Genomic DNA, 26501 nt, shown 5'->3' on the forward strand with positions numbered 1-26501 from the left:
ATGACAACTTGTGACCACCAATGAATATAGTCACAAAACAACCGTCCGTCAGTTACCCGCGCCTTGCTCCCTCGCCACAAGGGCTCCCGATTTATCCGTATCATTTGGCAAAAAGCTGGCTCATATCCTTGAATGCCTTGAATTCAAGGGCATTGCCACACGGATCGAACAGGAACATCGTGGCTTGCTCGCCAACCTGCCCTTTGAAGCGGACGTAGGGTTCAATCACAAACTCCGTACCGAAAGATCTCAATCGTTCAGCCAGTGCCTCCCACGCCTCCCAAGCCAGAACAACACCAAAGTGCGGGACCGGCACATCGTGCCCGTCCACCGGATTGCTCTGGGCGCTTTCCTGGGAAGCGGTCTTGGGTTGCTCATGAATCACCAGTTGGTGACCGTAGAAATTGAAATCGACCCACTGGCTGCTGGAACGGCCTTCTTCCAGGCCAAACACTTCACCATAGAAGGTACGGGCGGCGGCAAGATCGTAGACCGGAATCGCCAGATGAAACGGAGAAAGGCTCATCGAAAATCCTCTTACGTGTGAGGTCGGACCATCGTAGCGCCGCGCTTGCGGCAAGAAAACCCTACAGTCCGTGTCCAACCGATGCCGGGAACGGACGGGACTTTCGCGGCAGGACCTTGCACCGGAGGTCCGCCGTGCAGGTACACATCCAAATTAGCCGCTTGCGCCGAGTAAATGATCTATACCTTCAGAAGCACAGTCGGGCCAAGGCAGCGGCACTGACGTGATGGGATGGAACGGTTCTGGCGAATCCTGCTGGATCGCTGCATCATGCGCCGCACCCTATAAAGAAGCTGGCCTGTAGACGTTGTTCCCGGCGCCCGTACGCCGGGATTGGCGCACCACTTTCAATGCCTGAAGTATCCGTCCATGAGCCCGACTACACGCGTTTTGAACGCCTCAACCAAAGCGCTTTACCGGCTTTGTCTGTTACTGCCGCTGCTGGCTTCCCATGAGGCGGGCGCTGAGCCTCCGGTCATTGAACTGCACATTCTCGACGCACCTCCGCTGACCTTCGTCAACGACCCCAGGGGCCACGGCATCGTGGGCGATGTCGCCGTGGCGGCCATGACCAGGGCCGGGTACACCGTAAAGGTCCATGTGCTTCCCTGGGCCCGGGCACAAAAGCATGTCAGCGAAGAACATGACCACTTGATCACCCCCCTGTCGCGCATCCCCACTCGTGAGGATCGCTTCACCTGGATCGCCTCGATCATGCCCATGGAGCGCGCCTTTTTCAGCCTCGAGCGGCGGGTGAGCAGCTTCGCCCAAGCGAAAGAAACCTACCGCAAGATCGGCGTCGGCCTGGGCAGTGCACAGGAAGATATCCTGCGCAGCGAAGGGTTCAGCGACGAGCAGATCTATCCGTTGGCCATCGGCGACAATCCCGCCCAGATGCTGTTGATGGGGCGTATCGATGCCTGGTTCAACGGCGTGCCGGAGAGTCGTTACATCTGGCCGAAGGTGTCCAAGCGCAAACTGCTCATGAGTTCGGTTGGCAGCAACGCCGACCTTTACCTGGCCTGCTCCAAGCAATGCTCGCCGGAAATGGTCGAGCATCTGCGCGACGCGGTTGAAGCGCTTCGCGCGGATGGGACCGTCAAGCGTGTCCATGACCTTTATTTGCCGCAGTAGACTGTGGCGAGGGAAGCCGGACTAGAGCCCTCATCGATGGCTTATATCATTCTGAATGATAGTTACCTTTGCTTCATTCGATTCGTTCCTGTGCCTTGCGCCACGCATCATCCGCCCATTCTCAATACATTGGCGGATGCTATCCATGGAACATTCACTTTCAAAACTGCGTTTTCCCCTCGCGCTGCTGGCGGTGCTGGTGATGAGCGCCTGCGGCAAGACTCCCGACACGGCAGCGTCCATGCCGCCGGCCAAAGTCAGTGTGGCCAAGGTGTTGGAGCAGCCCGTCAACGAATGGGATGAGTTCACCGGCCGCCTCGAGGCGCCAGAAACCGTCGAGATCCGCCCGCGGGTTTCCGGGCAGATCGACGAAGTGGCCTTCACCGAAGGCGCGCTGGTCAAGAAAGGCGACCTGTTGTTCCAGATCGACCCACGCCCCTTCCAGGCTGAAGTCCGTCGCCTCGAAGCCCAACTGGCTCAAGCCCGCGCCACCGCCACCCGCAGCGAGAACGAAGCCCAGCGCGGCGAACGCCTGCGCTTGAGCAACGCCATTTCCGCCGAGTTGGCGGATTCGCGCACCAGCGCCGCCCAGGAAGCCCGTGCCGCCGCCGCGGCTATCCAGGCGCAGTTGGACCTGGCGAAACTGAACCTGAGCTTTACCCGGGTCACCTCGCCCATCAGCGGTCGCGTCAGCCGGGCGGACATCACCGCCGGCAACCTGGTGACCGCCGACGTCACGCCGCTGACCAGCGTCGTGTCCACCGACAAGGTCTACGCCTACTTCGACGCCGACGAGCGTGTCTTCCTCAAGTACACCCAACTCGCCCGCCAGGGCCAGCGCGGCCAGGCCACACCGGTCTACATGGGCCTGTCCAACGAAGACGGCAACCCGCACCAGGGGCAGATGAACTTCGTCGACAACCAGGTCAACCCGCAGACCGGCACCATCCGCGGTCGCGCCGTGTTCGACAACAAGGACGGCGCCTATACCCCAGGCCTGTATGCCCGCCTGAAGCTGGTGGGCAGTGGCACCTACTCTGCCGTGCTGATCAACGACGAAGCCGTGGGCACCGACCTGGGCAAGAAATTCGTACTGGTGATGGACGCCGACAACAAGCCGGCCTACCGCGCCGTCGAGCTGGGGCCGAAGATCGAAGGCCTGCGCATCGTGCGCAACGGCTTGAGCAAGGACGACACCATCATCGTCAAGGGGCTGCAGCGGGCTCGTCCGGGTGCACCGGTCACGCCTGAAACCGTGCCGATGGCCAGCGACGAAACCATTGCCGCCCTGGCACAACAACGTAAAGCGCTCGAAGCCAGCAACCTGCCCCAAGTCGCGCCATCCAAGGCAGCGTCAGGCTCGGCAGGCAAACTGGCCGCTGCGACCCCACGCGGTTAAGGGACTGAATCCAAGATGAAATTTTCCCAGTTCTTCATTTCGCGGCCGATCTTCGCAGCGGTGATTTCACTGCTGATCCTGATCGCCGGCGCCATCTCGCTGTTCCAGCTACCGATCAGCGAATACCCGGAAGTCGTGCCGCCGACCGTGGTCGTGCGCGCCAACTTCCCTGGCGCCAACCCCAAGGTCATCGGCGAAACCGTGGCCGCGCCCTTGGAACAAGCCATCACCGGCGTCGAGAACATGCTGTACATGTCCTCGCAGTCCACCGCTGACGGCAAGATCACCTTGACCATCACCTTCGCCCTGGGCACCGACCTGGACAACGCCCAGGTGCAGGTGCAGAACCGCGTCACCCGGACCGAGCCCAAGCTGCCGGAAGAAGTGACCCGGATCGGCATCACGGTGGACAAGGCATCGCCCGACCTGACCATGGTCGTGCACTTGACCTCGCCGGACAAACGCTACGACATGCTCTACCTGTCCAACTACGCCCTGCTCAACATCAAGGATGAGCTGGCGCGCCTGGGCGGCGTAGGTGATGTACAGCTGTTCGGCATGGGTGACTACTCCCTGCGGGTCTGGCTGGATCCGAACAAGACCGCCTCGCGCAACCTGACCGCCACCGACGTGGTCACCGCGATCCGTGAACAGAACCGCCAGGTCGCGGCCGGTGCCCTGGGTGCGCCGCCATCGCCGAATGCCCAATCCTTCCAGCTGTCGATCAACACCCAGGGTCGCCTGGTGAATGAGGAAGAGTTCGAGAACATCATCATTCGTTCCGGCGCCAACGGCGAGATCACGCGCCTGAAGGATATCGCCCGGGTCGAGCTGGGTTCCAGCCAATACGCCCTGCGCTCGTTGCTGGACAATCAGCCGGCGGTGGCGATCCCGATCTTCCAGCGTCCGGGCTCCAACGCCATCCAGATCTCCAACGACGTTCGCGCCAAGATGGACGAACTGAAGAAAGGCTTCCCGGCCGGGATGGACTACAGCATCGTCTATGACCCGACGATCTTCGTCCGGGGCTCCATCGAAGCGGTGGTCCACACCCTGTTCGAAGCCCTGATTCTCGTGGTGCTGGTGGTGATCCTGTTCCTGCAGACCTGGCGCGCCTCGATCATCCCGCTGGTGGCAGTGCCGGTTTCGCTGATCGGTACGTTCGCGGTGATGCACCTGTTCGGCTTCTCGTTGAACGCCCTGTCGCTGTTCGGCCTGGTCCTGGCGATCGGTATCGTGGTGGACGACGCCATCGTGGTGGTGGAGAACGTCGAGCGAAACATCGAGCTGGGACTCTCCCCCGTGGAGGCGACCAAGCGCGCCATGGGCGAAGTGACCGGCCCGATCATCGCCACCGCCCTGGTGCTGTGCGCGGTCTTCGTTCCGGCGGCGTTCATCAGCGGCCTGACCGGTCAGTTCTATAAACAGTTCGCCCTGACCATTGCCATCTCCACGGTAATCTCGGCGGTCAACTCCCTGACCCTGTCGCCGGCCCTGGCCGCGGTGCTGCTCAAGGGCCATGACGCGCCCAAGGACCGTTTCTCCAAGTTCCTGGACAAGATATTCGGTGGCTGGCTGTTCCGTCCGTTCAACCGCTTCTTCGAACGTGCCAGCCATGGCTACGTGGGCACCGTCGCTCGGGTGATCCGCAGCAGCGGCATCGCCCTGGTGCTCTACGCCGGCCTGATGGTGCTGACGTTCTTCGGCTTCTCCACCACCCCGACCGGCTTCGTGCCCGGCCAGGACAAGCAATACCTGGTGGCCTTCGCCCAACTGCCGGACGCCTCGAGCCTGGACCGCACCGAAGACGTGATCAAGCGCATGTCCGACCTGGCCCTCAAGCAGCCAGGCGTTGAAAGCGCCGTGGCCTTCCCCGGCCTGTCGATCAACGGTTTCACCAACAGCCCGAACGCCGGCATCGTGTTCGTGACCCTCAAGCCCTTCGACGAGCGCAAGGACCCGAGCATGTCGGCCGGCGCCATCGCCGGTGCCTTGAACGGCAAGTACTCGGAGATCCAGGAAGCCTACATGGCGATCTTCCCGCCGCCGCCGGTACAGGGCCTGGGCACGATCGGTGGTTTCCGCCTGCAAATCGAGGACCGGGGCAACCTGGGCTACGACGAGCTGTACAAAGAAACCATGAACATCATCACCAAGAGCCGCAGCGTGCCGGAACTGGCCGGGTTGTTCACCAGCTACACCGTGAACGTGCCCCAGGTCGATGCCGCCATCGACCGTGAAAAAGCCAAGACCCACGGCGTGGCCGTCAGCGACATCTTCGACACCCTGCAGATCTACCTGGGTTCGCTGTATGCCAACGACTTCAACCGCTTCGGTCGCACCTACCAGGTCAACGTCCAGGCCGAGCAGCAGTTCCGTCTCGAGTCGGACCAGATCGGCCAGCTCAAGGTGCGCAACAACCGTGGCGAGATGATCCCGCTGGCGACCTTCATCAAGGTCAGCGACACCTCGGGGCCAGACCGTGTGATGCACTACAACGGCTTCATCACCGCTGAAATCAACGGTGCCGCTGCCCCGGGCTACAGTTCCGGCCAGGCGGAAAAGGCCATCGAGAAACTGCTCAAGGAGGAACTGCCCAACGGCATGACGTACGAGTGGACCGACCTGACGTACCAGCAGATTCTCTCGGGCAACACCGCGCTGTTCGTGTTCCCGCTCTGCGTACTGCTGGCGTTCCTGGTGCTCGCGGCGCAGTACGAAAGCTGGAGCCTGCCATTGGCGGTGATCCTGATCGTACCGATGACCCTGCTGTCGGCGATTACCGGGGTGATTCTCTCCGGTGGCGACAACAACATCTTTACCCAGATCGGCTTGATCGTACTGGTGGGGCTTGCCTGCAAGAACGCGATTCTGATCGTCGAGTTCGCCAAGGATAAACAGCTCGAAGGCATGAACCCGCTGGCGGCGGTCCTCGAAGCGTGCCGCCTGCGTCTGCGGCCGATCCTGATGACCTCCTTCGCCTTCATCATGGGTGTGGTGCCCCTGGTGTTCTCCAGCGGCGCAGGTGCGGAAATGCGTCATGCCATGGGTGTGGCGGTGTTCTCCGGAATGCTCGGCGTGACCTTCTTCGGCCTGCTGCTCACCCCTGTGTTCTATGTACTGATCCGCAACTTCGTCGAGCGCAGCGAGGCCCGCAAGGCGGCCCGGGCTTTGAAACTGGAGGCGCAACAATGAGTTTGAAAGCGTTCGTTCCGAGCTTGCTGGTTCTGGCACTGAGTGCCTGCGCCGTAGGCCCGGACTACAAGGCTCCACAAACGGAGGCGGCGACCATCACCACCGCCACCGACGGTGCCGCCGGCCAGAAGAATTTCGACCGGGCCCGCTTCGAGGGCGTCTGGTGGCAGCAGTTCGACGACCCGACCCTCAACGCGTTGGTGACTCGCTCCCTGGAAGGCAACCGCGAGTTGCGCGTGGCCTTCGCCCGCTTGCGGGCCGCCCGGGCGATTCGCGATGACGCCAGCAATGACGTCATGCCAACCATCACCAGCCGGGCCAGCAGCGACCTGGGCAAAGGCCAGATTCCCGGGCAGACCACTGACCGGATCAGCACCGAGCGTTACGACCTGGGCCTGGACATGGCCTGGGAGCTGGACCTGTTCGGACGCATCCGGCGTAACCTGGAAGCCACCGATGCCGATCAGCAGGCGGTCGAAGCCGACCTCTATCAGTTGCAGGTGACGATGATCGCCGAACTGGTGGACGCCTACGGTCAGTTGCGCGGCGCGCAACTGCGGGAAAAGATCGCCTTGGCCAACCTGAAGAACCAGCAGGATTCGCGCAAGATCACCGAAAGCCTGCGCGATGCCGGTGTCGGCGATCAGCTCGACGTGGTGCGTGCCGATGCCCGCCTGGCGTCTGTAGAAGCCAGCGTGCCGCAACTGCAGGCCGAACAGGTGCGCCAACGCAACCGCATCGCCACGTTGCTGGGCGAGCGCCCTGACAAACTCAGCGTGGACCTGAGTCCGAAACAGTTGCCGGCCATCGCCAAGGCCCTGCCCATCGGCGATCCGGGTGAACTGCTGCAACGACGCCCGGACATTCTCAGTGCCGAACGCCAACTGGCCGCCGCCACGGCACGCATCGGCGTGGCCAAGGCCGATCTGTTCCCACGGGTCAGCCTGAGCGGCTTCCTCGGCTTCACGGCTGGACGCGGTTCGCAGATCGGCTCCTCGGCCGCCAACGCCTGGGCGCTGGGCCCGAGCATTACTTGGGCCGCTTTCGACCTGGGCAGCGTGCGGGCGCGCTTGCGCGGTGCCGACGCCGAGGCGGACGGCGCCCTGGCGACTTACGAACAGCAAGTGCTGTTGGCCCTGGAAGAATCGGAAAACGCCTTCAGTGACTACGGCAAGCGCCAGCAACGGCTGATTTCGCTGATCCGCCAGAGTGAATCGAGCCGCGCCGCCGCCGACCTGGCCGAAATTCGCTACCGCGAAGGCACCGTGGACTTCCTCGTGCTGCTCGATGCCCAACGTGAACGCCTGGCCGCCGAAGATACCCAGGCCCAGGCCGAAGTGGACCTGTACCGCGGCATCGTCGCGATCTACAAGGCCCTGGGTGGCGGCTGGAAACCGGAAACCGTTGCCAGCAACTGAGCCGCCCTGCTCAACCGAGCTCCTTTGGTTGGCCGCAACCAACCAATTCTTTGCCCCGCGTTCATTTGGACGCGGGGCTTTTTTTGTTTGACGATGACTCCAGCAGAGTCGGCAGAGGGGTGCAGCCGTTCAAGGCTGGAATCTTTGAAAACACATCAGCCATAAAATCCATGAACACGATAGCCCGCGTGGGGAGCAATCTATTGGCGACATAAACCATCTGCACAGGGACAGGGGGAGCCGCATGGTCGGTGAGAATGAACTGTAATCTCCCGCTGTTCAGCCCGCCCTCAAACAGCCACGCAGGTCCATGCGCCACACCCAGGCCTGCCACGACCGCCGCACTGACAGCGTCTGGCGAGTTGACCCTGAGCCTGCCGGCAATCGGAATGTCCGCGTCACGGAATCGCCAGGTCGCCCCGGACGACAGTAAGGTGTAGATGATGCAGTCGTGGTCGCGTAGATCATCCGGGGTCTGTGGAACTCCGCGTTTAGCCAAGTAGTCCTTGCTGGCGACGAAGACCCGGTCGTACCATCCAAGAGGCCGGGCGCGCAAGGAGCTGTCCTCCAACTGTCCTATGCGAATGGCGAGTTCGGTACCTTCATTGACCAGGTCTACGTATCGATCGTTGAGTTGCAGATCCAAGATCAATTGAGGGTAGCGCTCCAAAAAGGCCGGCACATGCGGCATTACAAACGCGTGTGCGAGAGCTGTCGGACAGGCTACGCGCAAGAGCCCTGATGGCTCGACGCTGTTCCTGAAGGACGATTCGGATTCATCCACCGCATCCAGGATGCGCCGGATGTCCGCATAGTAGCGTTCGCCCTCCGGCGTCAAGGATAGCTTGCGCGTAGACCGGTGGAGCAAGCGCGTCTGCAAATGATCCTCCAGAGCCGCTACATAGCGGCTTACATTGGGTTGCCCCAACCCTAGATCGCGCCCTGCCGCCGAAAAGCTCCCAGTTTCTACAGCACGCGCGAAGCATGTCATCAAAAGAAATCGGTCCACTTCCCCACCTTAATTCATGCCTGATTTGCATGAATTATATGCGAATACGCAGTCTTATCCGATACGTGGCATGAGCGCATATTTCTCCATGTCGACCGCAGTGGTCATTCACCGGAGAATTCAAATGTCGCGCTTACAAGGTAAACGTACTCTCATCACTGGCGGCACCAGTGGCATCGGGCTGGAAACGGCAAAGCAGTTCCTGGCGGAGGGTGCTCGCGTGATCGTTACGGGTGTCAACCCCGATTCGATTGCAAAGGCCCAGGCGGAGTTGGGCCCGGAAGTGCCGGTGCTGCGCGCCGACTCGGCCAGCGTTGCAGCACAAAAGGAGCTGGCACAAGTCATCAAGGAACACTACGGCCAACTCGACGTTGCCTTCCTCAATGCCGGCGTATCCGTCTGGCGGCCCATTGAGGAATGGACGGAAGACATGTTCGACAGCATTTTCGACATCAACGTCAAGGGGCCATACTTCCTGATGCAGGCGCTGCTGCCGGTCTTCGCAAATCCTGCTTCCGTAGTGTTGACCACTTCCGTAAGCGCGCACGCAGGCGCAGATCGCTCGTCCGTGTATGCCGCAACGAAGGCCGCATTGCTGAACATGTCGAAGACGCTCTCGACCGAATTGCTGGGCCGTGGCATCCGTGTCAACGCAGTGAGCCCTGGCCCCGTCGAGACCCCGCTTTACGACAAGGCAGGTATTCCGGAAGCTTACCGCGAGCAGATTAACAAAGCGATCACGGCAACCATTCCGCTTGGCCGCTTCGGTACCTCCGACGAGGTGGCCAAAGCAGTGCTGTATCTGGCATCCGACGAGTCGCGCTGGACGGTCGGCTCTGAAATCGTCCTTGACGGCGGCCGCCTGCTGAATGGCTAAGCGCGCAGCTCAAGAATTGCGCGAATGCAACATCGCCTGGGCTGAGTTAATCAGGTACTGAACACCCGTCTCAGCACTCAGCGACGAGCGAGTCCAATCCAGACTGCGCAAACAGCGGTACGCGGGAAACCTCTGCCGCCGTTTCCGCTTGATAAACCATCCAGAGCCACTAAAAGCAATGAACGCTCTTACGCTAATAAGCCACCCACTCTGCCCATTCGTACAGCGCGCCGCGATTGTGCTTCTTGAAAAGGGCATCCAATTCGATCGGATAAATGTCGATTTATCAGCCAAGCCAGACTGGTTCCTGGCAGTTTCGCCAACCGGCAAGGTCCCCGTGCTCAAGGTGCGCCAGGACAATGCGGAAGATGCGATCCTGTTCGAAAGCATGGTCATCTGCGAGTACCTCGACGAAACCCAAGGTGGCGCGCCGATGTACCCCGTTGATGCGTTAGCTCGCGCCCGGAATCGCGCGTGGATCGAGTTCGCGTCGCAGACTCAAGCTGAAGCCTGGCAGTTTCTCCACGCTCGTGACTCTGCGACCGCAGATGCCAAGCGCACCGCATTTCGCGAACGGCTCGGCAAACTGGAGTCAGAAATAGGCGTGGGGCCGTTCTTCGATGGCTCGGCCTTTGGAATGGTTGATGCGGTTTATGCGCCGCTTTTCCGTTACTTCGAGAGTATCGACGCAACTGTCGCACACCAGATTTTCGACGGTCTTCCGCGCATTTCGGCTTGGCGTAAGGCGCTTGAGGCGCGCTCCAGCGTAAGGGATGCCGTTGTCGAAGACTATGCCGATCGTTTCCAAACGCATCTCCGCCAACAAGGAGCGCTGATCGCTGCCGCTTAGCCGAAGCGATCAATCAACCCAAGCCTTTCGATCAGGACAGACGCGGGGCGTAGGCAACATCTTCCTCCAGAAACAGATCCAGTGAACCCACGGCCATGAACGTCGGTGGCAGGCCGGCCACGTCATCTACCAACGCAGGGCCATGGTGTCCCAGCCGTTCAGGCATGACCATTGTGGGAGCGCGCTTGCTCGCGATAGCGGTGGGTCAGTTGGCGCTGATGTCGGATGCGCAACCGCCATCGCGATCAAGCTCGGCTCCCAAAGGGGTCTCGGGTGGGTACAGGGTTTGTGTCCCCCTCCCACAGTCCGCTACCGCTGTGACAAGGTTTGACTCAAGCCGCCACCTGACCGAAGCTTGCGACATTTCACGCTTCTGGTAATGGATTCCCTGCATGCCCTCGCCTCGCCGCCGCTATCTGCTCCTCAGCCTCTGTGTCCTGTTGTTGATCGGTCTTGTCGCGCTATGGCTACGCAGCACCACGCCGCAAATCCCCGAAGCGATCAAGCGTGGTTACAGTGAAGCCTTGGAAAGCGCCCGCAACGGACAACCGGGGGCGGCGCGCATGCTTTACCAGCAGCTGGGGCGTCCAGACCTCTCACCCAAGCGCCGTGTGTGGCTGCACGCCGAACTGCCCAACTACCCCAGCCCGCAAGCCTTGAAACTGGCGGACGCGGACCTGCACAGCGAATCACCGGACGTGCGTCGGGCCGCCATCGGCAGCGTCGTCGGGCTGGTGCCGACGGGCCAGCGCAGCCTGTTGCTCGGCCCACTTCTGGATGATGACGACCCGAATGTCCGGTTCGCTGCCGTGAATGCCCTGCTGGGCCTTTCGCCGGATGACCTCGGTTTGTATTTCGGCGCGATGCAGATCGCCATCGATACCTGGGAGCAGGTGCTCGAGGATGGTCCGAAAACCGCGGACGCCCACTACCAGCTCGCCCGGCTGCACCTGCACAACGCCGAATTGAAGAAAGCCCAATTGGCCCTTGAGCAGGCCTTGCGCCTGCAACCGGACAATCTCCCGGCGCTGGTCATGCAGATCGAAGTGCTGGACAAACAAGGCCAGGGCGAAGCCGCACGACAATTGCTTGCTCGACAGTTGCAAACCCAGCCACCGTCGGCTTATCTGCAACATGCGCTGGGCATGTGGCTGCTGCAACACGGCCAGAGCGAATATGCGGTGCTCGGTCTGGCAAAAGCCGTGGAACTGGAACCCGAGAACCGGCATTACCGCTATGACCTGGCGACCACCCTGCATGCCGAACAGGAAGTGGAAGCCGCGCAGAAACAGTTGCAGGAAATCGTCCAGCGCTACCCCGCCGACCGCAAGGCACGGGTGTTGCTGATCAACTATTGGAAGGAAACCGGTCAGTTGCAGAATGTGCAGATTCTGTTGGCGCAACTGGAACAGTTGAACCCTGATGACCCGGCGCTGCAACAGGGCCTGTAGGAACTGCCGAAGGCTGCGATCACTCAATTGCCTTCAACCTCGCTTCGCTCGACAGCGCCTACAAAGTTTGTGCAGTACACCGCGTTTTGTCGATGTAAGCGGAACCGCCATCACTGCCAAAGGTCAAGTGTTCAGGCAGTCGATTTCAGGCGTTACCCCGCCTGCTGCCCACTTCCCTAGTCATGAGAGGGCTATTTTTGTCTACATCTAACGAGTTGATCAGTGCAAAAGCCGCCACAGGCATCGAAGGACTGGATGATGTCCTTTCCGGTGGTTTGTCCCGTGGCCATGTGTTCCTGCTCGAGGGCGAACCCGGGACTGGTAAGACCACGGTCGCGTTGCATTTTCTGTTAGCCGGCGCCAAGGCTGGCGAGCGCTCGTTGTACATCACGCTATCGGAAACCGAGCGTGAACTGCGTCAGGGCGCGACCTCCCACGGGTGGACGCTGGATGACAATATTCATATTTTCGAGCTGACCCCGCCCGAAAGCCTGCTCAATGCCGAGCACCAGCAGAGCCTGCTGTACTCCTCGGACCTGGAACTGGGCGAAGCGACGCGGCAGATTTTCGAAGTGGTCGAACGGGTCAAGCCGACCCGGGTCGTGCTCGACAGCCTGTCGGAAATCCGTCTGCTGGCGCAAAGCTCCCTGCGCTATCGTCGCCAGATCCTGGCGATCAAGCATTATTTCGTGCGCTACGACGCCACGGTCCTGTTGCTCGACGACCTGACCACCGAATCCCTGGACAAGACCGTGCACAGCGTCGCCCACGGGGTGATACGCCTGGAAGAACTGACCCCCAGCTACGGTGCCGAACGGCGGCGGATCCGGGTGGTCAAGTATCGCGGGCAGAAATACCGCGGAGGTTACCATGACTTCACCATCATGAGCGACGGCGTGCACGTCTTCCCGCGCCTGGTGGCCGCCGAACACCGTGGGCAGTACCTGCGCCAGCAACTCTCCAGCGGCATCGGCGAAATGGATGCGCTGCTGGGCGGCGGTATCGAGACGGGTTCCAGTACCTTGATCCTGGGCCCGGCGGGTACCGGCAAGTCGCTGATCGCGTTGATTTTCGCCGCAGCCGCCGTGCGTCGCGGCGAGAAGGCCGCGCTGTTCATCTTCGACGAAGAACTGGGCTTGCTGTTCGAGCGCATGAAAAACATCGGCATCGATCTGCAGGCCCTGCTAGAGACCGGCAACCTGCTGATCGAACAGGTCGACGCCGCCGAGTTGTCCCCCGGCGAGTTCTCCCACCGCGTGCGCCGTTGCGTCGATGAGGGCAACATCAAGACCGTAGTCATCGACAGTATCAACGGCTATCAGGCGGCGATGCCGGAAGAGAATGCCCTGGTGCTGCACATGCATGAATTGCTGCTCTATCTCAACCGCAAGGGCGCGGCGACCTTCATGACCGTCGCCCAGCACGGCCTGGTCGGCGACATGCAGGCGCCCGTGGACATTACTTACTTGGCCGACACGGTGATTCTGTTGCGTTATTTCGAAGCACTGGGCAAGGTTCGCCGGGCTATCTCCATCATCAAGAAACGCACCGGCAGCCACGAGTCGACCATCCGCGAATACCGCATCAGCCGCCAGGGCATGACCATCGGCGAGCCACTGGAGGCGTTCCAAGGTGTCCTGCGCGGGGTCCCCACCTACATGGGCGAGAGCAACCCGCTGCTCAAGGATGAACACCGGTGACGCCGGCCGAGCCCCTGTCCGAACGGGCGCTGATCCTCGCGCCGCTGGGACGGGACAGCCAGATCGCCTTGATGATCCTCAATGAAGCCGGTTTTGCCGGCCTCATCTGCCGCCACCTGGGCCATTTGTGCGAAGAGTTGGAAAGCGGTGCCGGCCTGCTGGTGATTTCTTCGGAGGCCTTGATAGGGCCCGACCTGGAAACGCTGTTCCAGCAAATCGAACAGCAGCCAGCCTGGTCCGACCTGCCCATTGTCTTGCTGACCCATCACGGCGGGCCGGAACAGAACCCGGCGGCCCGTATCGGTACGCAATTGGGCAACGTGACCTTCCTCGAGCGCCCTTTCCATCCTGTGACCCTGATCAGCCTGGTGACCACCGCCCTGCGGGGTCGCCGAAGGCAGTACGAAGCCCGCGACCGCCTGATCGACCTCAGCAACAGCGAACTGCGCCTACAGACCACCCTTGAAACCCTCGAGCAGCAGGTAGAAGAACGTACCGCCCAGTTGCGCCACAACGAAGAGGCCCTGCGCCAGTCGCAAAAAATGGAAGCGGTCGGCCAGTTGACCGGCGGTATCGCCCACGACTTCAACAACATGCTCACCGGGATCATCGGCAGCCTCGAGCTGCTGCGTCGACGCCTGGCCCGCGGCCGTACCGAGGATCTGGACAGCCTGATCGACCTGGGCGTGACCTCGGCCAACCGCGCCGCCGGCCTGACCCATCGCCTGCTGGCGTTTTCCCGACGGCAATCGCTGGACTCCAAGGCCGTCCAGATGAATACGCTGGTGCTGTCCATGGGCGAGCTGCTGCAACGCAGCCTCAACGAAAGCATTCGCCTGGACATGCGATTGGACGAACAGCTCTGGGTCGCCGAGGCCGATCCCAACCAACTGGAAAGCGCCCTGCTCAACCTGGTGCTCAATGCCCGGGATGCCATGCCCAACGGCGGAAACCTGGTGGTGCAGACCTGCAACCGACACCTGGACGCCGACTTCACCGATGCCTACACCAACCTGGAGCCCGGCGACTATGTGGTGCTGAGCGTGCAGGACACCGGTTGTGGCATGCCCGAAGCGGTGATCGGCCGCGCTTTCGATCCGTTTTTCACCACCAAGCCGATCGGCCAGGGCACCGGGCTGGGCCTGTCGATGATCTATGGCTTCAGCAAGCAGTCGCGTGGCCACGTGACCATCGACAGCGAAGTCGACAAAGGCACCACCGTGAACCTGTACCTGCCGCGCTTTCGCGGTGAAGAAGTCCACGAACCCCAGGTCACCACCCAGCACGCGCCGCATGCGCAGGACGGCGAAACCGTGCTGATCGTCGAGGACGATCCGGCGGTGCGAGTGCTGGTGAGCGCGGTGTTGAGCGAACTGGGTTATGCCTTCGTGGAAGCGGCCGACGCCAATGGCGCGGTCCCGATCCTCGAGTCAGGCCAACGCATCGACCTGCTGATCAGCGACGTAGGCCTGCCCGGCATGAATGGTCGGCAGCTGGCGGAAATCGGCCGGCAGGTGCGCCCGGACCTGCGGGTGCTGTTCATCACCGGCTACGCCGAGCATGCGGCGGTACGCGGCGGCTTCCTTGACCCGGGGATGCAGATGATCACCAAGCCGTTCACATTTGATTTGTTGACGGCCAAGGTACGGGAGATGATCAAGGTCTGAGGCGATGGGCAGGCATTGGGGCGCCTGATCTGACGGGATATGCCCCCCTCACCTACCTACGACAACATCGACTGCATGATGCGCTGTAGCTCATCCAGGTCGAACGGCTTATCCAGGATCGGGGCCTTGCGGGTAATGGGGCTATCGGTGTCCCGCACTTCCTGCGCGTAGCCACTGATGAAGATGACCTTCAGTTCGGGTCGCAACTTGACCGCAGGCTCGGCGATCTGCACCCCGGAGATACCGCCCGGCAGGCGGAAGTCGGTGATCATCATGTCCAGATGCGGCTTGCTCGCCAGGATCTCGAACGCCTGGTCACCGTTTTCGGCCTGCAACACCCGGTATCCCTCGCCCGACAGGTAGGCCGACAGCACCATCAGGATCGACGGGTCATCCTCGACGATCAATACAACATCTTGCGCATCTTCACTCATGAGAAGCCTTTGTTCGATCAATAGCTGCTGATACGACCTTAGGGTCTCTCAGAGGTTGCGTCTGTTCGGCGGTTTTGTCCAAGACAGTTTTCTGCAAGGGCAGGCAAACACGAAACAACGCCCCTTCATGGAGACGACTGTCGACCGTGATCGTCCCGCCATGGGCCGTGACGATCTGCTCGGAAATGAACAGCCCAAGCCCCAGGCCTGAAGCGGCCGCCTTGGACGATACGCGCTCGAACTGCTGGAAGATACGTTTCTGGTTTTCCTCGCTGATGCCGATGCCGTGGTCCCGGACCTCGATGCAGGCATGCTCGGGCGTCTTGTAGACGCGCACTTCGATCGGGCTCTTGCCACCGTAGCGCAGCGCATTGGTCAACAGGTTCGACACCACTTGCTCGATGCGAAACTCATCCCACTGCCCCTCCACCGCCGGTTCGGCCAGGCAAGTCAATGAGCACTCGGCGATAGCAAACTGCGGCTGGAAGTTGCGCAGCAGGTTTTCCACCAGTGCCGTCAAATTGAAGCGGGTCGGACGGATCGACAGCTTGCCGGTACGAATCCGCGACACATCCAGCATGTCCTCGATCAGCCGGATCAGGCTCTTGATCTGGCGCTCGTCGCGCTCGACCATCGCCCGCACCTTGTCCAGGCTGAAGGCCGCGGCATTGTCCCGGGCCAGGTGCATCTTGCGCAGTTGGGTTTCGAGAATCAGGCCATTGAGGGGGGTGCGCACCTCGTGGGCGACAATGGACATGAAGTCGTCACGCATACGCACCGCTTGCTCCAGCTCGCCGCGGGTGGCCTCCAGTTGCTGCAACAGGATCTCCTGTTCCCGCTGGCTCTGCTCGAGGGCCACGACTTGCTCCTTCATGGCCTTGCGCTGGCGATACAGCTCGACGAACACATTGACCTTGCTCTTGACGGCCTGGGTGTCCAGCGGCTTGTGCAGGAAGTCCACCGCGCCGTTTTCATAACCGGTGAAGGCGTAGTTGCGCTCACGACCGGCGGCGCTGACGAAAATGATCGGGATGCTGCGGGTCTTCTCCGTGCCGCGCATCAGCTCCGCCAGACCGAAACCGTTCATATCGGGCATCTGCACATCGATGATGGCCAGGGCAAAGTCGTGTTGCAGCAGCAGGGACAGTGCTTCGTCCGCCGACAGGGCCTTGAAGATCTCGCGGTCGGGCCCCCTGATCAGCGCTTCCAGGGCCAACAGATTCTCAGGCAGATCGTCGACGATCAGCAGTTTGGCTTGAACATCTCTTGACATGTGGTTCATTCCAGCCCGGCCAGCAATTGGCCGATGCCTTGCAAAGTAAGGATATGGTCGGGCTCATGCAAGGCCAGCGCCGCTTCGGGCATGGTCGCGACCTGGGCTTCAGCCGGGTCCTGGACCACGGTGATCCCGCCCAGCGCCCTGACCTTCGCCAAGCCCCGGGCGCCATCGCCATTGGCACCGGTCATTACCACGGCCAGCAACTTCTCGCCGTAGACATCGGCGGCCGACTCGAACAGCACGTCGATGGACGGTCGCGAATGGTGTACGGGTTCCTCCAGGCTCAACGACAGGCAATGGTCGGCCTCGACCGACAAGTGATAGCCGGGCGTGGCGACGTACAAGGTACCCGGTGCGATGTCCTGCTTGTCCCGGGCTTCCTCCACCGGCACCGCCAGGCGATGGCCGAGCACGGAGGCCAGTTGGCTGTCGCGCTCATTCGGCAAATGCAGTACCACCAGGATGGGCAGGCCGAAACCTTTGCGCAGGTGTCCGAATACCCTGAGCAACGCTTCGACGCCGCCGGCCGATGCACCGACGACAATGGCCTCGATGGGCGGGTTGGATCTGTCCTTCGTCTGGTTCATAACTTGCGATAGATCCGTTCCTGTTTGACCAACGGCTCGAATCGATGACCGTAAGCCGAAAAATCCAAGGTCTCCTTACTGCCCAATACCAGGAAACCACGGTGACAGAGGGACTCATGGAACAGCCCAAACGCACGATCTTGCAGTTTTTTATTGAAATATATCAATACGTTGCGGCATGAAATTAACTGAGTTTCTGAAAAAACACTGTCGGTCGCCAGGCTGTGATCGGCAAAGGTCACGTTCTCGCACAGGCTTTTATCGAACATCGCATAATCGTAGGCGGCGGTGTAATAATCGGCAAACGATCGCCGTCCTCCAGCGCTCTGGTAGTTCTGCGTATAGGTGCGCACGTTTTCCAGGGAGAAAATGCCCTGCTTGGCTTTTTCCAGCGAGCGCGGATTGATGTCGGTGGCGTAGATCAATGTGCGGTCCAGCAGGCCTTCTTCTCGCAGCAGGATCGCCATGGAGTAGACCTCCTCTCCCGTGCTGCAACCGGCGATCCAGATCTTGATCGAAGGGTACGTCCTGAGCAGCGGCACGACTTCCTCGCGGATCGCCAGGAAATGCGAGGGGTCGCGAAACATCTCGCTGACGGGGATCGTCAGCAGTTGCAGCAACTGCATGAATGCACCCGGGTCGTGCAGCACGCGCTCCTGCAAGGCCGAAATGGTCTTGCACTCGAACTGGCTCAACGCATGGTGGACCCGGCGCTTGATGGAGGCGCCGGAATAATCGCGAAAATCGTAGCTGTACTTGAGGTAAATCGCTTCGATCAACAAACGAAGTTCAATATCAGTGTCACGTTCCACTAAATTCTTTCCATATTCGGCAACCACACGCGAATCAGCGAGAACAGACGATCCAGATCGATCGGCTTGGCCAGGTAGTCATTGGAACCCGCCGCCAGGCAGCGTTCCTGATCGTCCTTCATGGCCTTGGCCGTCACGGCGATGATAGGCAGCTTGCGCCAGCGCGGATCCTTGCGGATCAGCGTGGTGGCTTCGAAACCATCCATCTCCGGCATCATCACATCCATCAGCACCAGGTCGATGTCGTCGAATTCATTCAGGCGATCGATCGCCTCCAAGCCATTACGGCCAATGACCACGATCGCCCCCTTCGCCTCCAGGGCGCTGGTCAGGGCAAAGATGTTACGCACATCGTCGTCCACCAATAGCACCTTGCGGCCTTCGAACACCTTGTCGCGGCTGCGGGCGGTCTTGAGCATCCGCTGTCGTTCATGGGACAACCGGGATTCGACTTTGTGCAGAAAGAGTGTCACCTCGTCCAGCAAGCGCTCTGGCGAACGGGCGCCCTTGATGATGATCGAGCGTGAATACTTGCGCAGTTCGGCTTCTTCGTCCCGTGTCAGGTTGCGCCCGGTGTAGACGATCACCGGCGGGAAGGAACAGATGTCTTCGCTGGACATGCGCTTGAGCAGGTCATTGCCGAGCATGTCCGGCAACTTGAGGTCGATGATCATGCAGTCGTAGACATTGGTCCGCAGCAGGTCCAGGGCCTGCTGGGCCAAGCCAACGGCGGTGATCTCGATGTCATCGTCGCCGATCAGGCGGGTAATACTGTCGCGCTGCAGATCATCGTCCTCCACCAGCAGCACCCGCTTGACCTTCTGGGTCAGCTTGGCCTCCAGGCGGGCGAACACGTCCTTGAGTTCTTCACGGGTGGTCGGCTTGACGGCATAGCCGATGGCGCCCATGTGCATGGCGGCTTCGACACGGTCTTCGACGGAAATCACGTGCACCGGGATGTGCCGGGTTTCGGCCTGCTCCTTGAGCCGCTGCAACACCGTCAGCCCGGAATGGTCCGGCAGGCGCATGTCCAGCAGGATCGCGTCGGGAGCCAGTTGCAAAGCCAGGTCGAAACCTTCGTCGGCACCGTGGGCCACCAGGCACTGGTAACCCAGCTCGTGGGCCAGGTCGAACAGAATCCGGGCGAACTTGGGCTCGTCTTCGATCACCAGGATGCACCGGGTATCGAACGGTGCCTTGTCGCGGTCGTCGGCGAACCGGGCAATCGGCGTGTCCACTTCGGCGACCAGCGGCGCCGCTGCGGCTTTGGGCGCGACAGGCGCCGGCGCGGTGGCCGTCGGGGTGAAGGTCATCGGCGCTATCGGTGTGTCACCGGGCTCGACATACCGCTCAGGCAATACCAGCGTAAACACACTGCCCTGCCCCGGCTCGCTGGAGACCGAAATCGAACCGCCCAGCAACATGGCCAGGTCCCGGGAAATCGACAACCCCAGACCGGTGCCGCCGTAGCGACGGTTGGTGGTGCCATCGGCCTGGCGGAACGCTTCGAAAATACTTTGCTGTTGATCGACGGCGATGCCGATCCCCGAGTCCCGCACCATGAACGCGATGCCCGAGCCTGGCTGACCGGCCACGGACAGGCTGACGGAACCTTGCTCGGTGAATTTCACGGCGTTGGACAGCAGGTTCTTGATCACCTGCTCCAGGCGCTGGCGGTCGGTGTAGAGCATCGCCGGCGCATCGGGCAGCACCTGGACCTGGAAATTCAGGCCCTTGTCCGCCGCCAACGGCTTGAACATATCCTGCAGCCCTTCCACCAGCCGCTGCACGCTGGTGGTTTCCGGACGCACTTCCAGCTTTCCGGCCTCGACCTTGGAGATGTCGAGAATGTCGTTGATCAGGTTCAGCAGGTCGTTGCCGGCGGAGTAGATCGACTCGGCAAACTTGACCTGCTCCTCGCTGAGGTTGTGCTGCGGGTTTTCCGCCAACAGCTTGGACAGGATCAGCGAGCTGTTGAGCGGCGTGCGCAACTCATGGGACATATTGGCCAGGAACTCGGACTTGTACTTGCTCGAGCGCTGCAGCTCTTCGGCGCGCTCCTGCAATTGGATCTGGGCCAGGTTCAATTCGCTGTTCTTCTGGTCCATGGCGTCGCGCTGCTCGGCCAATTGCTCGTTGGTCTGCTCCAGTTCCTGTTGCTGGGCTTCCAGGTGGGCCTGGGACTCCTTGAGGATGCGCGACTGTTCTTCCAACTCTTCGTTGGCGGTCTTGAGCTCTTCCTGCTGGACTTGCAGCTCTTCGTTCAACTGCTGGGTTTCGGCCAGGACTTCCTGCAGGCGCTGGCGATAACGGGCGGCTTCAATGGAGGTGCCGATATTGCCGGCGATCAGCTCCAGCAGCTCGACGTCACGCTCGGTCAATGGCCGCAGGAAACCCAGTTCGATGACACCGTTGATCCGGTCATCGTCACTGGTGGGCACCACCAGCACGCTGTTGGGCAGGCCTTGCCCCAGCCCGGAGCTGACTTTCAGATAATCGTTCGGTACGTCGTCCAGACGGATAAGACGCCCCTGCTGCACGGCCTGGCCAGCGATGCCTTCGCCGGCGACGATCACCTGCTGTTGTTCTTCATCCTCCCGGGACAGCCCGTAGGTGGCGACGCGCCTGAGGACACCATTTTCTTCCCGCGCATAAAGCGCAGCGACAGCGACGCCCAGGTATTTCGCACAGAACTGCAGGATGTTGCGGCCCAACAGGTTCAGCGACAGTTGCCCCAGGACCTGCTCGGCCAGTTGCGTCTGGCCGTTACGCAGCCAGGCCTGCTTCTCCAGGTGCAAAGCGCTGCGTTGCTGGACTTTCAGGCTGGCGCTGTAGCTTTCGGACAGGCTCAACAGATCCCGGCGACCGACGTAGGCCAGCAGCCCGCTGACCGCTGCGACAAACAACAGGTAAAGGGCAATGCTCCAGACAGTCGTGGTGCGCACATCCTGGTTGCGGGCCGCGCGCAATTGTTGCTCGGTCTCGACGACTTCTTCGAAGGACTGGCGAATTTCGTCAGTCAGGCGCTTGCCGCGCCCGGCCTTCACCGCGCCCCGGTAATCGCCGCTGCTACGTTGCAGGTCGATCATGCTTTGGGCGTAATTGGCCCACTCCGTCTGGAGTGCTTGGATCTTGTGCAGGCGGTCGGTCTGGACGGGGTTATCGGCTGTCAATTCCAGCAATGTGTCCAACGCCACGGCAATCCGTGGCTTGGCCACTTCATAGGGGTCGAGGAAGTGCTCGTCACCACTCAACAAGTAGCCGCGCATGCCGGTTTCCAGGTCCACGCTCAGCTTGAACGCTTCGTTGGCGTTATTGATCACCCTGTCGGTATGGCCGACCCACTGGATTACCGACAGCAGGTACGTGATAAGGATGATGAAAAACACCGCGCTGAGGGCGCCCATGCCCAACGGCAGGCTGATATTGCGGCTCAGGAGTTTGCGAAAGCTTTGCTCGTCGACCGAAGACGAAGGAATCATGGAGAGGGCCTTGGTGGACAGTTGAAATCGGTGGAGTTTGCCCGAAAAACCGCGCTTGGATCCACATTTTCTGACAAGTCAAGGAGGCGAATCCCACGACAATCCGTCTTATAGCAGGGAAGCGACTATCCTTGTCAGCTCTTGTACTATAGATCCTTTCTTGTACAACCCAGGGAACTTGTGCCGCCTTGGCACTTACTCATGAATGAGGCCATTTTTTTCCGTGCCCCTCCCGCTCCCATCTTTCGAGAATGTCGACTATGCCCACCACCCCTGCCGCCACCCAGCCCACCATCCTGGTAGTCGAAGACGATGACATTGTGCGGATGTTGATCGTCGACGTGCTGGAAGAACTGGAATACCAGGTGCTGGAGGCGGACGGTTGTGAGCAGGCGCTGAGGTTTTTGCGCGACCACCAACAGGACATCGCCCTGATGATGACCGACGTCGGCCTGCCGGTAATGGACGGACGCGAATTGGCCAAGCAGGCTCGACTCGAGCGGCCACAGCTGCCGGTGCTGTTTGCCAGCGGATATGCCGAAAGTATCGATGTGCCTGAAGGCATGTCGGTGATCGGCAAACCCTTCTCCATCGATCAATTGCGGGACAAGGTCAAACGCATTCTTGCTTGAGCCGGATCGCATTCTTGGTCACTATCGGCGCCCCGCGCGCCGATGGCGCCTGATTCGCTCCGAGGAACCCCCTGCTCATGCATCACCCCACTGCCACCAAAGTCCTGGTTATCGGCTATGTCTGGCCCGAGCCGCGCTCATCGGCTGCCAGTGGGCACGTCATGCAGATCCTCGACACCTTCCTCGGCCAAGGCTGGGACATCACCTTCAGCAGCCCGGCCGGCCCGGGCGAACAGCGCGCCGACCTGGTCGCGTTGGGTATCCGCGAAGTGCCCATCGAACTCAATAGCAGCAGCTTCGACGCGTTCATCCAGACACTTGCGCCGGACATCGTGCTGTTCGACCAGTTCATGATGGAAGAACAGTTCGGCTGGCGCGTCGAAAAGCACTGCCCCGGTGCCCTGCGGGTGCTGGAGACCTCCGATCTGCAAAGCCTGCGTCACGCCCGGCATCAACGCCTGAAAGAGCGCCTGAAGCGCGATGAGGCGAGCGAGGACTTCAGCGACCTCTTCGCCCCGGCCCTGGGCGAGGAATTCCAAAGGATGGCCGACACCGACCTGGCCAAGCGGGAAATCGCCGCCCTGTACCGCTGCGACCTCAACCTGATGGTGTCCGAGGTTGAAATCGAACTGTTGGTGGAACACTTCAAGCTGCCTCGCAACCTGCTGCACTGGTGCCCGTTGATGCTGGACCTGCCCAGTGAACCGTCGGTACCGTTCGAGGACCGGGCGCATTTCCTGAGTATCGGCAACTTTCGCCATGCGCCGAACTGGGACGCCGTGCTCTGGATGAAAAACGCCATCTGGCCGCTGATCCGCCAGCAATTGCCCGGCGCACAATTGCACCTGTACGGCGCCTATACCCCGCCCAAGGCCGCTGCATTGCACAATCCGGCCCAGGGCTTTCACATCATGAACTGGGCCGAGGACGCCTTGCAGGTCATGTCGGCAGCACGCATCTGCCTGGCGCCGTTGCGTTTCGGCGCCGGGATCAAGGGCAAGCTGATCGACGCCATGCTCTGCGGTACCCCCAACGTCACCACGCCCGTGGGAGCCGAAGCCATGCACGGCGACATGCCCTGGCCCGGGTCGATTGCCCGGAGTGCCGAAGGCATCGCCAGCGCGGCGGTGCAGTTGTATAGCGACCAGGCGCGCTGGACCCAGGCCCAGCACGCCGGCCTGGCGCTGCTGGCGAGCCGCTACCGGCAACAGGTGCATGGACCGGCGCTGATCGACAGCATCAACGCTTGCCGGGCAGACCTGGCACAACGACGCCGGGACAATTTTACCGGCAGTATGCTGCGTCACCACCAGCACAAAAGCACCCAATACATGTCCCAGTGGATCGAAGAAAAAAACCGCAACGGTTAGACGCCAAGGTGGCACCTGCCTGGCGAAGGGGGCATTATCCAGTGGCGATAACAATAAAAGTGCCAGGCCCATGACCCGAACAGCCAGAGTCACCGACCCCTCCTATGAGCTGATGGACGACCATAACGGGCTGTCCATCATCTACCGCCAGCACGGTTTTCCCTGCCCGCTGGTGCGCTGGCATTTCCACAAGGAATACGAGCTGCACTTGATCGTTGCCAGTTCCGGCAAGGTGTTCATTGGCGACTACATTGGCAACTTCTACCCCCAGTCGCTGTTTCTCACCGGGCCCAACCTGCCCCACAACTGGATCAGCCAGGTGGCCGAGGACGAAGTGGTGCCCAAGCGCGACATGTTGGTGAACTTCACCGACGAGTTGTTCGAAAGCGGCCACCAGGTATTCGCCGAACTCAAGACGGTCGCACCGCTGCTCGAACGCGCCCAATACGGCATCGAGTTCCGTTGCAAGCGCACCATCCGCCAGGCCATGAGCCTGATGCAGCGCATCGCCGATTCCCAGGGCATGAGCCGCCTGGGGCACTTTTTCATCCTGATGGAGCTGCTGGCCGCCACGGATGACTACCAACTGCTGTCCGGCGCGACCGCCCCGCAAACGGCGGACGAACACAGCATCGACCGCACCAACCGCGCGGTGGACTACATCTTTGCCCATTACGCCCAGGAGCTGCCCCTGGAAGAAGTCGCCGAACACCTGGGCATGAAACCCACCTACTTCAGCCGGGTGTTCAAACAGGCCACTGGCCGCTGCTTCATCGAATTCGTCAATCGCCTGCGCATCAGCAAATCCTGCGAATTGCTGGCCGACGGCGACAAACCGGTGACGGACGTGTGTTTTGAATCCGGCTTCAACAACATCTCCAATTTCAACCGGCGTTTCCAGCAGCTCAAGGGCATGACGCCTTCCCACTACCGGCGGCTGGCGGTGCAGCGGTTGACCGAGCAGAACCAGGGCTGAGACTTTTCGCCCCGACAGAGATCCCCTGTGGCGAGGGAGCTTGCTCCCGCTGGGCTGCGAAGCAGCCCCCTGGATCAGCCTTTCGCACCGAGTTGTCAGGGGAATTGTTGAGGGCCGCTGCGCGCCCCAGCGGGAGCAAGCTCCCTCGCCACGGGTCCTTTGTTCGGCCTGAAGTGGCAGGCATTAATCCCTCCAGTGCAAAAAAGTATCAGTACAAGTGCGACGGATGATTTGTCACACCGTCCATTGAAGGCTGTAATCAGCGCACATTCTTCCCTTCATCCGGAAGACACAAAAACAATAACTGTCCTTCCGCAGCTTTCGGGCGCGGAAAAGGAGTGCGCGATGAAACCTTCGGTAAAAGCTCTGCTTGTCTCCACCTGCATGACCCTCAGTAGCGTCAGCTTCGGCGCACAGACCCTGACCATTGCCACCGTCAACAACAGCGACATGATCCGCATGCAAAAGCTCTCGAAAACCTTCGAGGCCGAGCACCCGGACATCAAGCTGAACTGGGTGGTGCTCGAAGAAAACGTCCTGCGCCAGCGCCTGACCACCGACATCGCCACCCAAGGCGGGCAGTTCGACGTGCTGACCATTGGCATGTACGAAGCAGCACTCTGGGGCGCCAAGGGCTGGCTGGAGCCGATGAAGGATTTGCCGGCCTCCTACGACCTGGACGACGTCTTCCCTTCCGTGCGCGATGGTTTGTCGGTCAAAGGCTCGCTGTACGCCCTGCCGTTCTACGCCGAAAGCTCGATCACCTATTACCGCACGGACCTGTTCAAGAACGCCGGGCTGACCATGCCCGAACACCCGACCTGGACCCAGATCGGTGAGTTCGCGGAAAAACTCACCGACAAATCCAAGGAGCAATATGGCCTGTGCCTGCGGGGCAAGGCCGGTTGGGGCGAGAACATGGCGCTCATCACCACCCTGGCCAACGGTTATGGCGCGCGCTGGTTCGATGAGAAGTGGCAGCCGCAATTCAATGGCCCCGAGTGGAAAGACGCACTCAACTTCTATGTCGACAACATGAAGAAATCCGGCCCGCCGGGCGCCTCCAGCAACGGTTTCAACGAAAACCTGGCGCTGTTCAACAGCGGCAAATGCGCAATCTGGGTGGATGCCAGCGTCGCCGGCTCGTTCGTCACCGACAAGACCCAGAGCAAGGTGTCCGATCACGTTGGATTCACCTTCGCCCCCCACGAAAAAACCGACAAAGGCACCTCGTGGATGTACTCCTGGTCACTGGCCATCCCGACCAGTTCCAAAGCCAAGGAAGCCGCCACGGTCTTTACCACTTGGGCGACGTCCAAGGAGTACAGCCAATTGGTCGCCAAGACCGACGGCATTGCCAACGTACCGCCAGGCACCCGCACCTCGACCTACAGCGACGAGTACATGAAGGCCGCGCCGTTTGCCAAGGTGACCCTGGAATCGTTGAAAGTCGCCGATCCGAAAGCGCCAACCCTCAAGCCTGTGCCCTACATCGGCATCCAGTTGGTGACCATTCCCGAATTCCAGGCCATCGGCACCCAGGTGGGCAAGTTCTTTTCGGGGGCGCTGACCGGCCAGCAGACCGTGGACCAGGCGTTGACCGCCGCGCAGTCCACCACCGAACGCGAGATGAAACGCGCTGGGTATCCCAAGTAGTCAGCTCATTGAGGCCCGCTCCCACAGTGGATCTTCATAGGCCCGCA

The 26501-nt window shown here is 60.9% G+C and carries 21 protein-coding genes; 13 read left to right on the forward strand and 8 right to left on the reverse strand.

Translation table 11 applies throughout. The features are described 5' to 3' along the window. Positions 1-100 precede the first annotated feature (100 nt). Positions 101-526 (reverse strand): VOC family protein, encoded by a 426-nt coding sequence (locus J4E63_RS13955; RefSeq protein WP_060742514.1) that lies wholly within the window; start codon positions 524-526, stop codon positions 101-103. A 369-nt stretch (positions 527-895) separates the two neighbouring features. On the opposite strand from J4E63_RS13955, the gene J4E63_RS13960 reads away from it, so the two are divergent. From J4E63_RS13960 to J4E63_RS13975, 4 genes are all read left to right on the forward strand, one after another. Next, positions 896-1660, forward strand: a complete 765-nt coding sequence (locus J4E63_RS13960) for an ABC transporter substrate-binding protein (protein ID WP_192260411.1) — start codon at positions 896-898, stop codon at positions 1658-1660. A 145-nt stretch (positions 1661-1805) separates the two neighbouring features. Continuing rightward, on the forward strand, positions 1806-3059 hold the full coding sequence (gene mexE / locus J4E63_RS13965; protein WP_192260412.1) for a multidrug efflux RND transporter periplasmic adaptor subunit MexE: 1254 nt from the start codon (positions 1806-1808) through the stop codon (positions 3057-3059). A gap of 15 nt (positions 3060-3074) precedes the next feature. Beyond that, entirely contained in the window at positions 3075-6254 is a 3180-nt protein-coding gene (locus J4E63_RS13970; protein WP_192260413.1) for an efflux RND transporter permease subunit, read from the forward strand. Further along, positions 6251-7672: an efflux transporter outer membrane subunit gene (locus J4E63_RS13975; protein ID WP_207282350.1), complete on the forward strand. Its 1422-nt coding sequence runs from the start codon at positions 6251-6253 to the stop codon at positions 7670-7672. Before J4E63_RS13970 ends, J4E63_RS13975 begins: the two co-directional genes overlap by 4 nt. Positions 7673-7733: 61 nt before the next feature. Here the strand turns inward: J4E63_RS13975 and J4E63_RS13980 are convergent, their stop codons facing one another. After that, positions 7734-8681, reverse strand: a complete 948-nt coding sequence (locus tag J4E63_RS13980; protein WP_207282351.1) for a LysR family transcriptional regulator — start codon at positions 8679-8681, stop codon at positions 7734-7736. Between the two features lie 124 nt (positions 8682-8805). Here J4E63_RS13980 and J4E63_RS13985 point away from each other — a divergent pair, with 124 nt between their 5' ends. Together J4E63_RS13985 and J4E63_RS13990 are read left to right on the forward strand one after the other, a co-directional pair. Beyond that, on the forward strand, positions 8806-9558 hold the full coding sequence (locus tag J4E63_RS13985; RefSeq protein ID WP_207282352.1) for an SDR family oxidoreductase: 753 nt from the start codon (positions 8806-8808) through the stop codon (positions 9556-9558). Positions 9559-9736: 178 nt separating this feature from the next. Next, the gene (locus J4E63_RS13990; RefSeq protein WP_207282353.1) at positions 9737-10408 is read left to right on the forward strand and encodes a glutathione S-transferase family protein; all 672 of its coding nucleotides are present in this window, start codon (positions 9737-9739) and stop codon (positions 10406-10408) included. Between the two features lie 31 nt (positions 10409-10439). Here the strand turns inward: J4E63_RS13990 and J4E63_RS13995 are convergent, their stop codons facing one another. Further along, positions 10440-10580, reverse strand: coding sequence for an alpha/beta hydrolase (locus J4E63_RS13995; protein ID WP_259333769.1), 141 nt, complete (start codon positions 10578-10580; stop codon positions 10440-10442). A 220-nt stretch (positions 10581-10800) separates the two neighbouring features. On the opposite strand from J4E63_RS13995, the gene J4E63_RS14000 reads away from it, so the two are divergent. The 3 genes from J4E63_RS14000 (at position 10801) to J4E63_RS14010 (ending at position 15226) form a co-directional block, all read left to right on the forward strand. Next, positions 10801-11859 (forward strand): lipopolysaccharide assembly protein LapB, encoded by a 1059-nt coding sequence (locus J4E63_RS14000; RefSeq protein ID WP_207282354.1) that lies wholly within the window; start codon positions 10801-10803, stop codon positions 11857-11859. Between the two features lie 197 nt (positions 11860-12056). Beyond that, on the forward strand, positions 12057-13559 hold the full coding sequence (locus tag J4E63_RS14005) for an ATPase domain-containing protein (protein ID WP_207282355.1): 1503 nt from the start codon (positions 12057-12059) through the stop codon (positions 13557-13559). Further along, complete coding sequence (locus J4E63_RS14010; RefSeq protein ID WP_207282356.1) at positions 13556-15226, forward strand: response regulator; 1671 nt, start codon at positions 13556-13558, stop codon at positions 15224-15226. The genes J4E63_RS14005 and J4E63_RS14010 overlap by 4 nt, the downstream gene beginning before the upstream one ends. Before the next feature lie 56 nt (positions 15227-15282). On the opposite strand, the gene J4E63_RS14015 is transcribed toward J4E63_RS14010, so the two are convergent. The 5 genes from J4E63_RS14015 to J4E63_RS14035 are packed head-to-tail and all read right to left on the reverse strand — an operon-like array spanning position 15283 to position 21820. Then, complete coding sequence (locus J4E63_RS14015; protein ID WP_060742522.1) at positions 15283-15660, reverse strand: response regulator; 378 nt, start codon at positions 15658-15660, stop codon at positions 15283-15285. Further along, the gene (locus J4E63_RS14020) at positions 15653-16933 is read right to left on the reverse strand and encodes a hybrid sensor histidine kinase/response regulator (RefSeq protein ID WP_207282357.1); all 1281 of its coding nucleotides are present in this window, start codon (positions 16931-16933) and stop codon (positions 15653-15655) included. Before J4E63_RS14020 ends, J4E63_RS14015 begins: the two co-directional genes overlap by 8 nt. Positions 16934-16938: 5 nt before the next feature. Then, the gene (locus J4E63_RS14025; protein WP_207282358.1) at positions 16939-17526 is read right to left on the reverse strand and encodes a chemotaxis protein CheB; all 588 of its coding nucleotides are present in this window, start codon (positions 17524-17526) and stop codon (positions 16939-16941) included. Beyond that, complete coding sequence (locus J4E63_RS14030) at positions 17523-18338, reverse strand: protein-glutamate O-methyltransferase CheR (protein ID WP_092200821.1); 816 nt, start codon at positions 18336-18338, stop codon at positions 17523-17525. The genes J4E63_RS14025 and J4E63_RS14030 overlap by 4 nt, the downstream gene beginning before the upstream one ends. Continuing rightward, entirely contained in the window at positions 18338-21820 is a 3483-nt protein-coding gene (locus J4E63_RS14035; protein WP_207282359.1) for a response regulator, read from the reverse strand. The genes J4E63_RS14030 and J4E63_RS14035 overlap by 1 nt, the downstream gene beginning before the upstream one ends. Positions 21821-22071: 251 nt before the next feature. Between J4E63_RS14035 and J4E63_RS14040 the strand changes: the two genes are divergently transcribed. From J4E63_RS14040 to J4E63_RS14055, 4 genes are all read left to right on the forward strand, one after another. Then, positions 22072-22452: a response regulator gene (locus J4E63_RS14040; protein ID WP_207282360.1), complete on the forward strand. Its 381-nt coding sequence runs from the start codon at positions 22072-22074 to the stop codon at positions 22450-22452. A 77-nt stretch (positions 22453-22529) separates the two neighbouring features. Further along, positions 22530-23822 carry a glycosyltransferase gene (locus J4E63_RS14045; protein ID WP_207282361.1) on the forward strand — a complete coding sequence of 431 codons (1293 nt, stop codon included), beginning with the start codon at positions 22530-22532 and terminating at the stop codon, positions 23820-23822. Between the two features lie 70 nt (positions 23823-23892). Then, entirely contained in the window at positions 23893-24798 is a 906-nt protein-coding gene (locus tag J4E63_RS14050) for an AraC family transcriptional regulator (protein WP_207282362.1), read from the forward strand. A gap of 345 nt (positions 24799-25143) precedes the next feature. Continuing rightward, a complete protein-coding gene (locus J4E63_RS14055) occupies positions 25144-26454 on the forward strand; it encodes a sugar ABC transporter substrate-binding protein (RefSeq protein ID WP_060742530.1) in 1311 nt (436 codons plus the stop codon). Positions 26455-26501 lie beyond the last annotated feature (47 nt).

Origin of the sequence: Pseudomonas sp. FW300-N2F2, assembly GCF_017351655.1 — a bacterium.
Classification (GTDB): domain Bacteria; phylum Pseudomonadota; class Gammaproteobacteria; order Pseudomonadales; family Pseudomonadaceae; genus Aquipseudomonas; species Aquipseudomonas fluorescens_AA.

Coding starts and splice junctions, on each gene's coding strand:
- J4E63_RS13955 (WP_060742514.1), bottom strand. CDS start 526: ATGAGCCTTTCTCCGTTTCATCTGGCGATTCCGGTCTACGATCTTGCC.
- J4E63_RS13960 (WP_192260411.1), top strand. CDS start 896: ATGAGCCCGACTACACGCGTTTTGAACGCCTCAACCAAAGCGCTTTAC.
- mexE (WP_192260412.1), top strand. CDS start 1,806: ATGGAACATTCACTTTCAAAACTGCGTTTTCCCCTCGCGCTGCTGGCG.
- J4E63_RS13970 (WP_192260413.1), top strand. CDS start 3,075: ATGAAATTTTCCCAGTTCTTCATTTCGCGGCCGATCTTCGCAGCGGTG.
- J4E63_RS13975 (WP_207282350.1), top strand. CDS start 6,251: ATGAGTTTGAAAGCGTTCGTTCCGAGCTTGCTGGTTCTGGCACTGAGT.
- J4E63_RS13985 (WP_207282352.1), top strand. CDS start 8,806: ATGTCGCGCTTACAAGGTAAACGTACTCTCATCACTGGCGGCACCAGT.
- J4E63_RS13990 (WP_207282353.1), top strand. CDS start 9,737: ATGAACGCTCTTACGCTAATAAGCCACCCACTCTGCCCATTCGTACAG.
- J4E63_RS13995 (WP_259333769.1), bottom strand. CDS start 10,580: ATGGTCATGCCTGAACGGCTGGGACACCATGGCCCTGCGTTGGTAGAT.
- J4E63_RS14000 (WP_207282354.1), top strand. CDS start 10,801: ATGCCCTCGCCTCGCCGCCGCTATCTGCTCCTCAGCCTCTGTGTCCTG.
- J4E63_RS14015 (WP_060742522.1), bottom strand. CDS start 15,660: ATGAGTGAAGATGCGCAAGATGTTGTATTGATCGTCGAGGATGACCCG.
- J4E63_RS14020 (WP_207282357.1), bottom strand. CDS start 16,933: ATGTCAAGAGATGTTCAAGCCAAACTGCTGATCGTCGACGATCTGCCT.
- J4E63_RS14025 (WP_207282358.1), bottom strand. CDS start 17,526: ATGAACCAGACGAAGGACAGATCCAACCCGCCCATCGAGGCCATTGTC.
- J4E63_RS14035 (WP_207282359.1), bottom strand. CDS start 21,820: ATGATTCCTTCGTCTTCGGTCGACGAGCAAAGCTTTCGCAAACTCCTG.
- J4E63_RS14040 (WP_207282360.1), top strand. CDS start 22,072: ATGTCGACTATGCCCACCACCCCTGCCGCCACCCAGCCCACCATCCTG.
- J4E63_RS14045 (WP_207282361.1), top strand. CDS start 22,530: ATGCATCACCCCACTGCCACCAAAGTCCTGGTTATCGGCTATGTCTGG.
- J4E63_RS14050 (WP_207282362.1), top strand. CDS start 23,893: ATGACCCGAACAGCCAGAGTCACCGACCCCTCCTATGAGCTGATGGAC.
- J4E63_RS14055 (WP_060742530.1), top strand. CDS start 25,144: ATGAAACCTTCGGTAAAAGCTCTGCTTGTCTCCACCTGCATGACCCTC.